Below are 15,435 nucleotides of genomic sequence, written 5' to 3' on the forward strand. Positions count from 1 at the left end.
TAGGAATGACAGCAGGCCTTCTAATTGGCCTGGTCCCACCACAGCGGCTTGGTGATGTAGTTGCCGTTGGAGGTAGCGCCTACGTCGCTAAACAGCTTAGCCACAGCGGCGGGGTTGTAGAGTACCTCGGTGGCACCAGGTAGCATCCGCCGCGGAAACTTGCTATCCACCTCGGGGTTGGCATTCACCGGGAAGCGGAAGTTGGGGTAGATGGTATCCGAAAAATCAAAGCGGCGCAGGTCCGACCATGACTCCGGATTCAGGAACATAGCAATGTACTTTTGCTCCATAATGCGCTTCAGCGTGAGTTGGCTCTCACTCTGGGCCACGGCGGCGCTGCTTAGGTATTCTTCAATCTGAGCCGAGGAAATGAGCGGGAACGTAACGGGCGGCAAGGCGTTGAAGCCACCGGATCCTACCTTCTCCATGTGTGCTCGAATGCCGGCCCGGTAGGCCGTGAAAGCCCGCGACAAGTTGCCGGCCCGGAATGCCGCTTCGGCCTCTATAAACTTGGCCTCCGCGTACGTCATCACCTGAAAAATGCCCAGGTCGCGGGCGTACCAGCCGGAGTAGAAATCGGAATAGCCATTCACCACAAAGCTGGTGGAGGGCACGCTCACGCCGGGGTCGGTACCCAGGCTGATGGAGGTAGCCATAATGGTATAGCGCGGGTCTACCACGCCAGGGTAGGCGGCCCCGCCCGCGTTGCCGTTCAGGTACTTAATGATGTTGGCCGAGAAAGTGGCCGTGGAGTAGTTGTTGCGCGTGGTCCCAAAGATGTTGGTGGTGCTCGTTTGCGGCGCCACAGCCGGAATGTATTGAATCTGCGCGTCGTCGGCGTTGCTGGTGAAGCCCTTGTCTAGTAGCGCGAGCACCTGTTGTGGGTTGTAGGAGCTCTTTTTGGTGAGGTGGTTGAGCTGCCGCGCCTTTAGGGTGTTGGCAAAGCGAATCCACTTTTGCACATCGCCCTTATACAGAATGTCGCCGCTTTCGCTGGGCGAGGTCACGTACAACGGCCGGAACTCCTCGCTGGCGGGCCGTTCCATCAGGGCAATACCCTCATCCAGCAGCGTATTGATGGTGGCGTAGATTTGCTGCTGCGGGTCGTAGGCGGGCGTGTAGTTGGCAGCCCCTTTAAAGGCCTCGGTGTAGGGAATGTCGCCCAGCATATCGGTGGCATGGGCCAGCACCATAGCCGTCATGATCTTGCCCGCGCCCACGTAGTAGGGCGAGCCTTCAGCCTCGGCAGCGGCTGTCATCGTCGGCACGTTGCCGGCCGAGTAGTAGTAGGTGTAGTTGAAGACGTTGGTGCTGTTGGCGTTCGACAGAAAGTACTGGTCGGTACTACCTACCGGCGTTTTGCGCACCGTGTACTGCGTGAGGTAGGTAGTGGTGAGCGAGGTGAACATCTGCGCTTGAAAGCCCTGCGAGATGATGCCGGGCAGCAGGAAGTTCGGGGTGGTCGTCACCGGGTTATTGGGGTCGGTGTTCACATCGAGGTAGCTCTCGCACGCCGTGAAAGCGCCGCTACCCAGCAACAGGCCCAGGAAAAGGAAATATCGTTGTTTCATTGAGTTCATATGTTGAAGTGGACCCCACTCCAACCCCTCCCCTCCGGGAGAGGGGCTCTAGTTCTAGCTTTTTAATTTTTCTTGAAGTTAAAGCTAGAGCCCCTCTCCCGGAGGGGAGGGGTTGGGGTGGGGTAACGGTTAAAAATTCACCCGCAGGCCCATGTCTACGCCACGGGTGCCGGGCACGGCGCCGTAGTCGAAGCCACCGGAGCCGCCGCCGCGCACGCCGGCGCCCGATGCAGCCGTTTCGGGGTCTACGCCCGAGTATTTGGTGAGCAGCAGCAGGTTGCGACCAGTCACGTTCAGCTCAATGCCTTTGATGAACTTGGAGCGTTCTAGCAAGGCAGCGGGTAGGGCATACGTCAGGTTCACGTAGCGCAGGCGCACCCAAGAGCCGTCCTCAATAAAGGGAGTACCGATAGCGCCCAGCACGTTTTGATAGTAAGCCTGCGTTAGCTCCACGGGACGCGTATTGGCCGAGTAGGTGCCATCTGCGTTAGCCACTACCCCATCAAATACCACTTGCTTGTAGCGGTCCTGGGTGCGCTCGGCTAAGCCGGTACCAGTCAGGTACAACTCATTGCCGTTGAATACTTTGCCGCCCTTGCGGAAATCCGTCAGAAACGACAGCCCCAGGCCTTTGTAGCTGAACGAGTTGGTGATCTGCACCGTGAAATCGGGGGCGCGGTTGCCGGCGTAGATGAACGTACCGGTGTTGATGAGCGGGTAGCCGGTGGTTGGGTTAATCAGCACTTTCCCATCGGGGGCACGCTGAAAATCGGTGGCGCTGATAGATGAAATCGGGCGACCCAGGAACGCGCCTCCACGGGCACCAAGCAGGTTCACGTCCGATTGGTATACCTCGGTGAGGAAGCTCGGGATGGACTCTACCTTGTTGCGGTTGCGGGTGTAGTTGGCCAGCACGTCCCAAGTGAAGCCGCTGGCGGCGCGTACCGGCGTGCCGGTCAAAGACACTTCCCAACCCTGGTTGCGCACATTGCCCGCGTTGATGTATTGCAGAATAAAGCCTGTGGCCTGGCTCACGCGCGGCCCAATGATCTGGTCGCGGGTGAGCTGGTTGTAGTAGGTCACGCTCAGGCCCAGCCGGTTCTGGATGAATTGGAGGTCCACGCCGCCCTCGATAGCGCGGGTACGCTCGGGCACTAGGTTGGCGTTAGAGCCAAAAAAGCCGTTGCGGAAGCCGCCCCCAATGTAGGTAGCCTGCGCCAGCGGCGAAAACACGCGGTAGGGCTGGGTGTCCTTGCCCACATCGGCCACCGCCGCCCTGATCTTACCGAAGTTTAGGTAACGGTTTTGGTCCAGGCCCAGCAGGCGCGTAAACTGCCAGCCTGCTGCCACCGAGCCGTAGCCGAACAGCTTACCAAAGTTCTTGTTCTCACTGGGGCGGGGTAGGGTAGACGACTGGTCAATGCGGCCGTTTACCTCCAGCGTTACCTGTTGCAGAATATCCAGGCTTAGGCGGGCAAAGTTGCCAATCAGGCGGCGGTCCTGGGTGGTTATCAATACGTTGCGGTTTACGGTGTTGTTGATGCTGGTGAAGGTAGGGTTCTGGAAAATGAGGCCCAGATTATCGGTGGTTTCGCGGTGCAGGTATTCCACCGTGTTGCCCAGCACCAGCGAGCCGCTGAAGTTGTCGCTGAAGCTATGCGTGAGCGTGCCGAGCAGGTTGCTGGTAATGAGCTGGTTGAAAACGTCAGACTCCGAAATACCGCCGTTCTGGTTGTCGCGCTGGGTGGTACCCACGGCCCGCACCGAGCGGTCTTTCTGAAAGTAGAAGTCGTTGCCAATGTTGTAGCTGAAATTCAGCCAGTCGGTCGCCTTGAAGGCCAGCTGCACGTTGCCCAGCATGCGGTTGGTGCGGCTGGTCTGGGGGTTGCGATACACCTGGAAGTAAGGGTTGTCGGCATCGGTTGAGGCCTGAGCAGCGCCCAGCAGGCGGCGCACCGAGCCATCGGGGTTCAGGTAGTTGCGGGCATCGTCGTTGCGGGGCCAGTTCAGCAGGCTGCGCAGGTAGCCGCCCGCGCCCCCAAACAGACCATCACCCTGCAAGGGCGAACGGTTGCCCGAGTTCAGGTACTCCACCGAGCCCGAACCGCTGAATTTCGGCGTGAATTGAAAAGTGCCCGACAAGCGAGCCGTGGTCTTATCGTACTGGCTGGTAGGCGCCACGCCGGTTTGGTCGAGGCGGGAGGCCGACACGAAGAAGGTGCCCTTCTCACTACCCCCCGACATGGTGAGGTAGTGCTGCCAGCTTTTGCCGGTCTGGAAGAAGTTGCCCAGGTTGTCGTATACGGCCTCATCGGGCTGGAAGCGTGGCCCCCAGGAACCCCGCACACCCGTATCGAATACGCCCTGCGAGCCTTGCTTGTACTGGTCCTGGAGCTTGGGTAAGCGGCTCACCTCATCCACCGAAAACTGCGTGCGGTAGTTGAGCGTCGTCACGCCTTTGGTGCCTTTCTTCGTGGTGATGACCACGGCGCCGTTGGCAGCGCGCAGGCCGTAAATGGCCGAGGCAGCCGGACCTTTCAGCACCGTCATACTCTCAATGTTTTCCGGGTTCAGGTCGCCGGCGCGGTTGGTGCTGGCCGATGAGCGCCCCAGAATGCCGTTGAAAGCCGAGCCCCCGCCCGGCGCCGTCGACTCCACGAAGGAGGAGTTGTCCATGATGATGCCGTCAATCACGAACAGCGGCTGGTTGTCCGAATCGAGCGAGGCCCCACCCCGAATCACGATGGACGCCCCCTCGCCAGGCGCGCCGCCCGAGCTGGTTACCTGCACGCCGGCCACCTTGCCTTGCAGGGCATTCACCACGTTCGGCTGCCGCGACTCAATGATATCCTTGGATTTCACTACCTGCACGGCGTAGTTGATTTTGGCTTGTTCCTCTTTGATGCCGTAGCCCGTCACCACGGCCTCCTGCAACTGCTGCGCCGACTCGCGCAAACTCACGCTGATTTCGCCACTGGCTTCTACCGTGCGCTCCTGGCTAGTGTAGCCGATGAAGCTGAAAACCAATACGGTACCTGGCGCAGCTTGCAGCGTGAAGCGGCCGTCGCCGTTGGTGGTAGCGCCGTTGGTCGTGTTTTTCACTACCACCGTCACGCCAGGTAGGGGAGAGTTGTCGGAAGCGGCCGTGACGACGCCCGTGACGGCGCGGGCTGCCCCCGTTTGGGCGTGGGCGCCGGGCACCACAAAGCCTAGTAAAAGGAGAAATAGTAGGAGTTTGTGCATGGATTTGGAAAGGGAAAGGGGGAAAGAAAGCATTTATATGGGTGAAGGCCCGTACAGATGCGAGGACGTGTAGGGGGTAGTAATAAGAATAATGATACTACTACCGCCAGTATGCAAATCAGGGTAAGGGGGGGCTATTTAAAATACAAGCAAGCCCTTACCCGTGAGGAAGAACGGATTTTCAATCTACATTTTTCACTTACAATAGCGCAAACGTGTCGGTGTATTTGTCGAGGTATCTTGAGGCTCTATAGGGCGTAAACTTGCCTTTATCGGTTGCATGGTCAGAATGCTTGCTGGTAGGTCTTGCTGAAATATCTACATTTAGCAAAACGCTTCTGCCCATGCAAACCACTACCCAGGCTGCCACCGCTACCACTGGCGCCCTGCCTCTTGCCGAGGCCTCCCAACCCGGTCGCCTGCTTTCCCTGGATGTATTCCGGGGCTTCACGGTAGCGGCCATGCTGCTGGTAAATAACCCCGGCGACTGGGGCCATATCTACGCCCCGTTGGAGCACGCGCACTGGAACGGCTGCACGCCCACCGACCTCATTTTCCCGTTCTTCCTGTTCATCGTGGGCGTCAGCATTGCCTACGCGCTCGGCACCGCCCGGCAAGACGCCAGCCGCCACCCGCAGCTGCTCCTGCGCGTGCTGAAGCGGGCGGCCATTTTATTCGGGCTGGGGCTACTCATGGCCCTGGAGCCGCGCTTCGATTTCGCGCATGTGCGCGTGCTGGGCGTGTTGCAGCGCATTGCGTTGGTGTTTTTGATATGCGGGATAGTGTTCGTGAAAACCGATTGGCGCACGCAGGTGTGGCTATTGGTGACGGCTTTGGTAGGGTATAATATTCTGATGCAACTGGTGCCCGTGCCGGGGGTAGGCGCCGCCAACTTGGAGCCCGAAACCAACCTCGGCGCCTGGCTCGACCGCACGGTGCTGGGCGAAGCGCACCTCTGGAGCCAGAGCAAAACCTGGGACCCCGAGGGCCTGCTGGGTACCCTACCCGCCGTGGGCACCGGCCTGCTGGGCCTGCTTGCCGGGCAGTGGCTGCGCCGCAAGGCAGTGCCCGTGGCCGAGCGCATAGCCTGGCTGTTCGTCATAAGTGCCGCCGCCATAGTGCTGGGTCTCATCTGGAACGGCTGGTTTCCCATCAACAAAAGCCTGTGGACCAGCTCCTTTGTGCTCTACGTGGGTGGGCTGGCCGGCGCTACGCTGGCGGCCCTCTACTGGCTCTGCGATGTGCAGGGCTATCGGGGCTGGTGGTCGCGCTTTGCGGTGGTATACGGCGTCAATGCCATTACCGTGTTTTTCTTGTCGGGGGTAGTGGCGCGGTGGTTGGGCATGTGGCAGGTAGCCGATGGAACGGGCGGCACCACCTCGGCGCACCAATGGCTATACCAGCGCTTCTTCGTGCCCTACCTCAGCCCGCTGAACGCCTCCCTGGTGGCGGCCGTCGTGTGCGTGCTGATTTGGTATGGGGTACTGTGGGTGATGTATCAGCGTCGGATTATTATCAAGGTATGATCTGCGCTTAACTCAGGCGCCGGACTATCCACATAACCAGACTGAGTAACAGGCTGATCAGCAGCATCGACGCGAGTGGGACGTACAGCCGAAAACCGGGCCGCTCCACCCGAATGTCACCGGGCAGACGACCAAACCAACTGAGCAAGCTGCCGCCGCCCCACCATACAAATGCCCCCAACAGCGCCAGGCCCAAGCCAAGAATCACCAGTAATTTGCCGAATTGTGGAGCCATAGGAATACGTTGAACAAGTACGGATACCTATAACGCTACCGCGCAGGCGCTGGCCGGTCCGACGCCGTAGGCGTCCGACCGGCCAGCGCCTGCTGCCGCTTGGTCAAACGGCTGCAACCTCAGCAGGCCTCCGACCGGCCAGCGCCTGCGCGGTAGTGCTAACGTCTAAAGATAATGCCCGCCGGAACAGCATCTAACTCTGCTGAACCGGCGGGCATAATGCGTTGTAGTCGCGCTTGCCTACTCCTCCTTCGGCACCGTAGACTCGATGGGTAAGCGCGCCGTTTTTCCCGATCGGGCGGCTTCAATGGCAATTTGCAGGAAGTTGCTGCGTACACTCAGCTCGCCCAGCTTGTTGTTGTTGCGGGTAGGAAACACGCGGTTGGTGAGCAGAATGCACACCAGGTCTTCGGTGGGCTCTACCCAAAAATAGGTGCCCGTGTAGCCGGTGTGGCCGTAGCTTTGCTGGGAGGCACTTTTGGCGGAGTTAATGGTCGGGTCGAGGGTAGGGCGGTCGAAGCCCAGGGCACGGCGGTTGTCGGGGCAGAACTGGCAGCGCGTGTACTCGTCCAGGGTAGTGGCTTTCAGGATCTGCTGCCCGCCATAGCGGCCGTGCCAGGCGTAGGTTTGGATGAGCTTGGCCAAATCGTTGGCATTGCCAAACAGGCCGGCGTGGCCCGAGAGGCCACCGAGCAGGGAGGCGCCTTCATCGTGCACGGTGCCGTGCAGCTGCTGGTGCCGGAATAGCGAGTCGTACTCCGTAGGCACGATGCGGCTGAGTGGGAACCGGCGCGTGGGGTTGAAGGTGAGCGTGGTAGCGCCCAGCGGCTGGTAGATTTCCTGGCGCACAAACTCATCCAGCGGCTTGCCCGATACGCGCTTCACAAACTCCGGATACATGATAAACGACAGGTCGGAGTACACGTAGCCCGGCTTCGCGTTCAGCGGCGACGCGCCAATTTCTTTGTGAATCCGGTCGGGCATATCCTTGCGCACCCATACGTTATTCGCCGCCCGAATGGGAAACCGCGCCGACGAATCGGCCCGGAAGTAGCGCCGGCTCATCTCGCTGGGCTTCTTGTCTGATACCGTCACGGCGTCCGGCCGCTTGTTCAGCAACGTATTGAAGAAGCCTTTGGGGGCCGTGTATTCCTTCCAGAACGGAATCCAGGCCTTTAGGCGGGCCTGGTGTGTGAGCACGTCGCGCAGCTTGATGTTCTCTTTGTTGGTGCCTTTGAACTCCGGGAAAACCTGGCCCATGGTCATCTCCGGCGAAAACTTGCCCTCGTCCTGTAGCTTCATCAGCGAGGGTAGGGCGGCCGTAATCTTCGTTAGGGAAGCCATGTCGTACAGGTCGGTGTTGGTCACGGGCCGCGCTTTCTGACCTGCCGTGGCATAGGTGTGGGTGCCGTAGCTTTTGCGCAACACCACCGTGCCACGCCGGGCAATGAGTACCTCCGCGCCAGGAAATGCCTGAGCAGCAATAGCATTGGTAATCAGCGAGTCGATGCGGGTTTCGAGGTTGTTGTTCATGCCTACTGCCTCGGGGTAGGAGTAGGCGAGGCGCTGCCCGCCTTGCGTGGTCAGGCCAGCGCCGTAGGGAAACTGCTGGTTCACCGTCACGGGCAGGTGGCCGGTGGCGCCTACCCCGCCAAAGATGATTTCGGCAGCCACTTCCTGGGCATTCTGGCTTTCCTGGTAGGCCAGTAGCACGGCGGTGGCGCGGTTCAGGTCACGTAGCTTGTCTACGGCGTAGGCATTGCCAAATACGCTGACTACCACCCGCTGTTTGCCGGTGCACAGCTCGCGCAGCAGTACGTTGGTTTCGGGCGTCACGCCGAAGCTGGTGGCAGGCAGGCGGCCCAGGTTGTTCACCCCTACCAAGATAGTATTGTAAGGCTTCAGCGTTTCGCGCATGCGCATCAATTCGTCGAGGCTGGCGGTGGCCGGCAGCCAGAAATGCTTGGCAGTGGCGTAGTCGGCCACCATTTTCTGGAAGTAGGTGGTATCGGTGGTGCCGATGGTGAGGGTGGCTATCCGCAGCGTATCGAGGCGCTGGAGGGGTAGGGCTTGCTGCTGGTTGCGCAGCACCGTTACGCTCAGCTCCGAAAGGCGGCGCGTGAGGTACTCGGCGTGGGGCGTGTTCAGGTCCTGGTATAAGTTTTTCAGCTCCACGGGGCGGTAGTGGTCGAGGCCTGCCCATTGCTTGAGGGCCAACACCTTGCGGCAGCGCCGGTCAATCTCGGCCTGCGTCAGCTCGCCGCGGTTGATGGCCTCGCGCACCATGCGCAGGGCCAGCGGAATGTTTTTAGAAAACTCCAGAATGTCGTTACCGGCGAGCAGTGCGCGCACATCGGCCTCGCCGGGCGGATACTTGCTGATAACGCCCTTCATATTCATGGCGTCGGTGAAGATCATACCATCAAAGCCCAGCTTCTGCTGCAACAAGCCCGTCACGATGGGCTTGCTAAGGGTAGAGGGTAGGCCGGTGCTGTCGAGGGCCGGAATGTTGAGGTGGGCCACCATCATGCCGCCCAACCCGCGCTTAATCAGGCTCTTAAACGGAAACAGCTCCAGCGTGTCAATGCGGCGCTGGTCTACCCGAATGAGGGGTAGGGCCAGGTGCGAGTCCGTGTCGGTGTCGCCGTGGCCAGGGAAGTGCTTAGCCACGGCCAATACGCCCGCGTCCTGCATGCCGCGCATGTACTGGTAGCTTTTCTCGGTCACGTCCTCGCGATTTTCGCCCCACGAGCGGTAGCCAATCACGGGGTTGGCGGCGTTGTTGTTCACGTCGACCACCGGCGCAAAGTTCACGTGCATGCCAATGCGTTTGAACTCGCGGGCAATTTCCTGGCCCATGTCGTAGAGCAGCTGGTTGTTGCGGATGCCGCCCATGCTCATCTGGTAAGGAAACCGGATGGTGCTATCCAGGCGCATGCCCAGGCCCCACTCACCATCCAGCGCCACCAGCAGCGGCACTTTGCTCTGGCTTTGGTAGCGGTTCAGCAGCTTGGCCTGCCGCACGGGGCCACCCTGGAAGAAGATCAACCCCCCAATCCCATACTGCTGAATGAGTGTCGACACCGAATCCTCAAACACGCGGTTGCGGTTGGAGTAGGCGGCCACCATAAACAGCTGCGCCACGCGCTGGTCGGGCGTCAGCGTCGCCATCACCGAGTCAACCCAGCGCGAGCTGAGCTGGGGCGCAAACGGCACCGGCGCGTTCAGCGCGGCGGCTGGGGTAGGGGTTTTAGCTAGCTTGCGCCGCCGCTGAGCGGTGGCGTCGGGGGTGTGCAGCAGCGTCAGCAGCAGCAGCAAAAGCAGTGGAAAACGAGAAGTAGGCAAAATATTTCGCAACAGTTGAGACACGTAAGTTGCGAAAATAGAGGAATAGAGAAGGAAATAGTTGCACAGAATCCCCTTTTATAAGCGCAGACCGTCCTTTCGACCAGCGGGAGAAATCGCGCATGCTGATAATAAGAACGTCATGCTAAGCGGAGTCGAAGCATCTCTACCATGAGTAATTCCGGGCAATTAAGATTACCGTTGCGGTAGAGATGCTTCGACAAGCTCAGCATGACATTTACTATCTATTAGCGGCGCGCGATTCCTCCCGCTGGTCGAAAGGACGGTCTTGTCAAATCCTACCCGTAAGCTACGGATTGGTGCTCCACAAACCGGCTTCCTTCACAAACACCCGGCGGTTCAGCTTCAACTGGGCAATGATAAATTCGGCCAAATCTTCCGGCTGCATCACTTTCTCCGGGTTGCCATCCGTGAGCTTCAGCTCCTGCGCCAGCGGGGTAGCCACGGTGCTGGGCGTGAGGGCCGATACGCGAATGTTGTGCTTGCGCACCTCCTGCATCAGCGACTCGGTGAGGCCCAGCACGGCAAACTTGGAGGCCGAGTAGGCGCTGGTGCCCGCCGCTCCGCGCTGCCCGGCCGTGGAGGAAATATTGATGATGTCGCCGGCCTGGCGCTCAATCATGCCGGGAAGCACGGCGCGGGTGGCATAGTACACGCCCATGAGGTTCACCCGAATAATATTTTCCCAAGCGTCAGGCTCCTGCTCCAAAAATTTGCCGAATGCGGCCGTGCCGGCGTTGTTGATAAGAATATCAATGGGGCCGAGTTGCTGCTGCACCTGTGCCGCGGCAGCTTCCACAGCGGCGCGGTCGGCCACATCAGCCGTTGCAATAGCGGTTTTTACGCCCAGCTTTTCCAGTTCGGCGGCTACTTCGCGCAAGTCGTTTTCGGAGCGGGCCAGCAGGCCCACGTGCACGCCTTCGTGCGCCAGGGCCACGGCTACGGCGCGGCCGATTCCTTTACCAGCGCCCGTTACGAGGGCAATTTTTCCGGTGAGGTTTTCCATATAAGTAAGGGGTGATGAATAAAAAGAGTTGAGTGGTAGCCGCTGCGCGGTGTAGAGACGCATCCTTGCGTCTCGTCGTTGCTGAAGTTGTTTGCGTTGACTGTTATTGAATAATGAACAGGTGTCGCTCAACGACGAGACGCAAGGATGCGTCTCTACACTGTACGAACCTTGAACGGTGATGAGTAGCCTTAACCAACCAGTCGCCGAGTTGTTGCGCCGGAAATTTCGCGTATCATTGCCCGTAGTTCTTTGCAATATCAATTGCCGTAGAGGGGTTTTCGGGTAATACCGAGATTAATAAGGAACCGTGTGTGAATCACGGGCTGTCGCGCAACTGTAAGTACCCAAGCAAGTTACGATCCGTAGCAGGTCCATTGTTCTGCCAGGCAGAATGAGAAGGATGATCGTAATGGTACAAGCCAGGAGACTTGCCTTTCTACGCCTTGACGTATGCTTCCGCGCTCTGAAGCAGTAGTCTGGTCAATTGCATACTGCTGTCTTTTTAGGGCCTCCGTGGGGCGGGGGCTGGCGCGTGCGTATACGTGCCGGATGGTAGGGTGCAGGGTAGACCATACGCTGTGGTGGGCGCGTAACGTACTCGTTGCGAGAACAATAAATCTATTTATTGTTCCCTTCAACCCAAGCACCATGCTTACGCACAACCTCGGCTACCCGCGCATTGGTAGCCAGCGCGAACTGAAAAAAGCCAGTGAGAAATACTGGTCGGGCCAACTAGCGCTGCCCGAATTGCAGGCTACTGCCCGCCGCATTGCCCAGCACAACTGGCAGTTGCAGCAAGAAGCCGGCCTCGACCTGATTCCCTGCAACGACTTCAGCTACTACGACCAAGTGCTGGACACTAGCCTGATGGTAGGGGCCATCCCGAAGCGCTACACGCCCGTGCTCAGCGAAAATCCGCAGAATACGGCGCTGGACCTGTACTTCGCTATGGCCCGCGGCTACCAGCGCAACGGCCTCGACATCACGGCCATGGAGATGACCAAGTGGTTTGACACCAACTACCACTACCTCGTGCCCGAGTTCACGGCAGACCAGGAGTTCCGGCTGTTCTCCGAACACATTTTTGAGCAGTTTATCCACGCCCGCAACACGCTCGAAAATACGCCCAAACCCGTGCTGCTGGGGCCGGTTTCTTACCTTTTGCTGGGTAAGGAAAAAGAGGAAGGCTTCCACCGGATTGACTTATTGAAGCGCCTGTTGCCCGTGTACGTGGAGGTGCTGACCCGGCTGCACCAGTACGGCGCCACTTGGGTGCAACTCGATGAGCCCTACCTTGCTCTCGACCTGACGCCCGCCGAAAAAGACGCCTACCTCTTTGCCTACGCCAAGCTGGCCCGCAGCTGCCCCGGTATTAAACTGCTGGTAGCTACTTATTTTGAGGGGCTGCGCGACAACGCCGCGCTGGCCGTGAGCCTACCCATCAGCGCCCTACACCTGGATTTGGTGCGCGCGCCCGAGCAGCTAACGTCGGTGCTAGGGTTGGTACCGCAGTGGCTGAGCTTGTCGCTGGGCGTGGTGGATGGCCGCAACGTCTGGAAAAACGACTACCAAGCGTCGCTGGCGCTAATTGAACAAGCCGTGGCGGCGCTGGGCACCGAGCGGGTGCTGGTGGCGCCTAGCTGCTCGCTGCTGCACAGCCCCTGCGACCTGGACCTGGAAACCAACGACGCCACCCTGACGCCGGAAATCAAAAACTGGTTGGCCTTTGCCAAGCAGAAGCTGCGCGAGGTAGGGGAGCTGCGCCAGATTGCTGACCACGGTGCCCTGGACCTGCTGCACCAGAACCAGCAGGCGCTAGACAGCCGCCGTAAATCGGAGCGTATTCACCGCACGCATATCAAGGAGCGCACCGCCGCCGTGACGGAGGCCGATGCGCGCCGCCGGAGTCCGTTTGCGGTGCGGCAGGCCCGGCAACAGGCGCAGCTGCAATTGCCGCTGTTCCCAACGACTACCATCGGTTCATTCCCACAAACAGAGGACATCCGGCAGCTGCGCGCCCGCTTTAAGAAGGGTGAGCTGACCGCCGCGCAGTACACCGAAGCCCTGCAACATGCTACCGTTGAGGTAATTCGCTGGCAGGAGGAGGTAGGGCTGGATGTGCTGGTACACGGCGAGTTTGAGCGCAACGACATGGTAGAGTACTTCGGTGAGCTGCTCGACGGTTTTGCTTTCACCAAAAACGGCTGGGTGCAGAGCTACGGCTCACGCTGCGTGAAGCCGCCCATTCTGTACGGCGACATCCACCGCCCCACCGACATGACCGTGGCCTGGAGCACCTTCGCGCAGGCCCTGACCCAACAATACGTGAAAGGCATGCTGACGGGTCCGGTGACCATTCTGCAATGGTCCTTCGTGCGCGACGACCAGCCGCTGGCTACCACGGCGTTGCAGATTGCGCTGGCCATTCGCGAAGAAGTGCTGGCCTTAGAAAAGGCTGGTATCCAACTAATTCAAATCGATGAGCCAGCCATTCGGGAGGGGCTGCCGCTGCGCCATTCCGACTGGCCCGCCTACCTGGCTTGGGCCGTGCGAGCGTTCCGGGTGGCTGCCTCCGGCGTGCGCGACGAAACCCAGATTCACACCCACATGTGTTACTCGGAGTTCAACGAAATCCTCCCCGCTATTGCCGAGCTGGACGCCGACGTGATTACCATGGAAACCTCCCGCTCGCAGATGGAGCTGCTGGCCGCCTTCGCCGATTTTCAGTACCCCAACCAAATCGGGCCGGGCGTGTACGATATTCACTCGCCCCGCGTGCCCAGCACCGCCGAGATGGTAGCGCTGTTGGAAAAAGCCCAAACGCTTCTACCCGCCGAAAACCTGTGGGTGAACCCCGACTGCGGCCTCAAAACCCGCAAATGGCCCGAAACCGAAGCCGCCCTCCGTAACATGGTGCAAGCCGCCCGCCACGTGCGCGCCAAGGGGTGAAATTGTGAGTAGTGAGATGGTGAGGTTATCTGTCATCCAGAGTGAAGCGAAGGACCTTATGCCTGCAGAACGACGGTCGTGCCAGCGTGAGAAGGTCCTTCACTTCGCTCCGCTGTGCTCAGAATGACAGATAACCTCACCATCTCACTACTCACAATTTCACTATTTTCCCAAGTGTGCGGCCCGCATTTTGCGGGTGCGGCGTACGGCTGCGCGCTGTATTGACGTTCTAGCAAGCTGCCGTTCACCCAATCCTTTCTATTTTGGCTATTCCAACAAACTTTTCTGCTGCCACGGCGCGCTTGCTTGCGCTGGCCGGTTTCTTTCTGTTGCTGTTAGGTAGCAGCACTGCGCAGGCGCAATACCAACTGCGCGGCTCCGTGCTCGATAAAGATACCAAGGAGCCCATTCCCTTCGTGAGTATCGGTATTCCGGGCACGTCGTTGGGAACGGCTAGCAATGCCGAAGGCCAGTTTTTCCTGAATCTGCCTTCGCTGCCGCAGCGCGTCATTTTTTCCGAGATTGGACACTTGCGTGATACGCTGGTCGTTACCAGCACGCAAAAACCTTTTGAGGTGCTGTTGGGCTCGGCCACGATTACCCTGCCCGAAGTGAAGGTAGGTAGCTACGCCTTCCAGCTCGTAGACCGCGCCTACCGTCACATGGCCGATAACTACGACACAAAATTCTACGGCAAGGCCTATTATCGCCAGGTAACGCGCATTGGTGCGGAGCCCACCGAGTTGCAGGAAATGATCTGGAATGTGAAGTCCAACAACGCCCGCATCGAGGGCACTACCACGACGCAAGGACGCTTTGCTGCCAAGCAGGCTCTGCTCAACTTCACCAATTTCTCCTTCAACACCAAAGGCTACGGCCTCTACAACCCCAACGCCGACAGCACTGTGTCGCTGGCCCTGCTGAGCCCGAATGCGGTGAAAAACTACTACGTGGAGCTACAGGGTATCCTGGAAAAGGGTGATGCCAACGTGGCCGAAATCAGCTTCGAAACCCGTCCCGAGGTGGAAGGCTACCAGGCCAACGGTACCGTTTGGATTGATACAGATACCTACAAGGTAGTGCGCTTCACCATCACTTCGCCCAACTACACATCGGCCTCGCAAAACCCGACGTACAAGCTAAAAAACACGCTGCTGACGTTCGACCTGAGCTTTCAGAACACGCCCGACCCCGTGTCGCCGCTCGACTACATGAAGGTGAAGCTGACCGCCGACGTGCTGCGGCCCGGCACGCCCATCACCAAGCTCGACGTGTCGTCGTTTACTTTCTTCTACGATACCAGCCGCAAGCCTACCGGCATTGCCTACGAGCGTGGCACTCTGGATGAGAAAGACCGCGAAACCATCCGACAGGCCAAGTACGACCCTGAGTTCTGGGCCAATAACCCCGTAGTGCAGCGCACGCCAGTAGAGGATGAAGTAATCAAGTCCTTCGAGCAAAAAGGCGCGTTTGGTACGACTATCAAGCCTAAGCGGAAATAAGGGTAGGAAGATGTGGGGGTAGGAG

The 15,435-nt window shown here is 59.2% G+C and carries 8 protein-coding genes and 1 riboswitch; of the genes, 3 read left to right on the top strand and 5 right to left on the bottom strand.

Translation table 11 applies throughout. The features are described 5' to 3' along the window. Window positions 1-20: 20 nt before the first annotated feature. On the bottom strand, window positions 21-1,571 hold the full coding sequence (locus H8B15_RS08020; RefSeq protein ID WP_187319142.1) for a SusD/RagB family nutrient-binding outer membrane lipoprotein: 1,551 nt from the start codon (window positions 1,569-1,571) through the stop codon (window positions 21-23). A 138-nt stretch (window positions 1,572-1,709) separates the two neighbouring features. Then, entirely contained in the window at window positions 1,710-4,823 is a 3,114-nt protein-coding gene (locus tag H8B15_RS08025) for a SusC/RagA family TonB-linked outer membrane protein (protein WP_187319143.1), read from the bottom strand. A gap of 344 nt (window positions 4,824-5,167) precedes the next feature. Here H8B15_RS08025 and H8B15_RS08030 point away from each other — a divergent pair, with 344 nt between their 5' ends. After that, on the top strand, window positions 5,168-6,349 hold the full coding sequence (locus tag H8B15_RS08030) for an acyltransferase family protein (protein ID WP_187319144.1): 1,182 nt from the start codon (window positions 5,168-5,170) through the stop codon (window positions 6,347-6,349). Between the two features lie 7 nt (window positions 6,350-6,356). Here the strand turns inward: H8B15_RS08030 and H8B15_RS08035 are convergent, their stop codons facing one another. The 3 genes from H8B15_RS08035 to H8B15_RS08045 all read right to left on the bottom strand — a co-directional run bounded on the left by H8B15_RS08035 (window position 6,357) and on the right by H8B15_RS08045 (window position 10,956). Beyond that, entirely contained in the window at window positions 6,357-6,584 is a 228-nt protein-coding gene (locus tag H8B15_RS08035) for a DUF2905 family protein (RefSeq protein ID WP_187319145.1), read from the bottom strand. Between the two features lie 240 nt (window positions 6,585-6,824). Further along, window positions 6,825-9,929 (bottom strand): serine hydrolase domain-containing protein, encoded by a 3,105-nt coding sequence (locus H8B15_RS08040; RefSeq protein WP_216859099.1) that lies wholly within the window; start codon window positions 9,927-9,929, stop codon window positions 6,825-6,827. Between the two features lie 310 nt (window positions 9,930-10,239). After that, on the bottom strand, window positions 10,240-10,956 hold the full coding sequence (locus H8B15_RS08045) for a 3-ketoacyl-ACP reductase (protein WP_187319146.1): 717 nt from the start codon (window positions 10,954-10,956) through the stop codon (window positions 10,240-10,242). Window positions 10,957-11,214: 258 nt separating this feature from the next. Next, window positions 11,215-11,409, top strand: a riboswitch (cobalamin riboswitch). A gap of 198 nt (window positions 11,410-11,607) precedes the next feature. On the opposite strand from H8B15_RS08045, the gene metE reads away from it, so the two are divergent. Together metE and H8B15_RS08055 are read left to right on the top strand one after the other, a co-directional pair. Further along, complete coding sequence (gene metE / locus H8B15_RS08050; protein ID WP_187319147.1) at window positions 11,608-13,908, top strand: 5-methyltetrahydropteroyltriglutamate--homocysteine S-methyltransferase; 2,301 nt, start codon at window positions 11,608-11,610, stop codon at window positions 13,906-13,908. Between the two features lie 263 nt (window positions 13,909-14,171). Further along, window positions 14,172-15,410, top strand: coding sequence for a carboxypeptidase-like regulatory domain-containing protein (locus H8B15_RS08055; RefSeq protein ID WP_187319148.1), 1,239 nt, complete (start codon window positions 14,172-14,174; stop codon window positions 15,408-15,410). The last annotated feature ends 25 nt before the right edge of the window (window positions 15,411-15,435 follow it).

It is taken from the genome of Hymenobacter citatus (genome assembly GCF_014333615.1).
GTDB lineage: Bacteria > Bacteroidota > Bacteroidia > Cytophagales > Hymenobacteraceae > Hymenobacter > Hymenobacter citatus.

What these genes read in the sequence shown, in the direction of transcription:
- H8B15_RS08020 (WP_187319142.1), bottom strand. Translation starts at nt 1,571, where the DNA reads ATGAAACAACGATATTTCCTTTTCCTGGGCCTGTTGCTGGGTAGCGGC.
- H8B15_RS08025 (WP_187319143.1), bottom strand. Translation starts at nt 4,823, where the DNA reads ATGCACAAACTCCTACTATTTCTCCTTTTACTAGGCTTTGTGGTGCCC.
- H8B15_RS08030 (WP_187319144.1), top strand. Translation starts at nt 5,168, where the DNA reads ATGCAAACCACTACCCAGGCTGCCACCGCTACCACTGGCGCCCTGCCT.
- H8B15_RS08035 (WP_187319145.1), bottom strand. Translation starts at nt 6,584, where the DNA reads ATGGCTCCACAATTCGGCAAATTACTGGTGATTCTTGGCTTGGGCCTG.
- H8B15_RS08045 (WP_187319146.1), bottom strand. Translation starts at nt 10,956, where the DNA reads ATGGAAAACCTCACCGGAAAAATTGCCCTCGTAACGGGCGCTGGTAAA.
- metE (WP_187319147.1), top strand. Translation starts at nt 11,608, where the DNA reads ATGCTTACGCACAACCTCGGCTACCCGCGCATTGGTAGCCAGCGCGAA.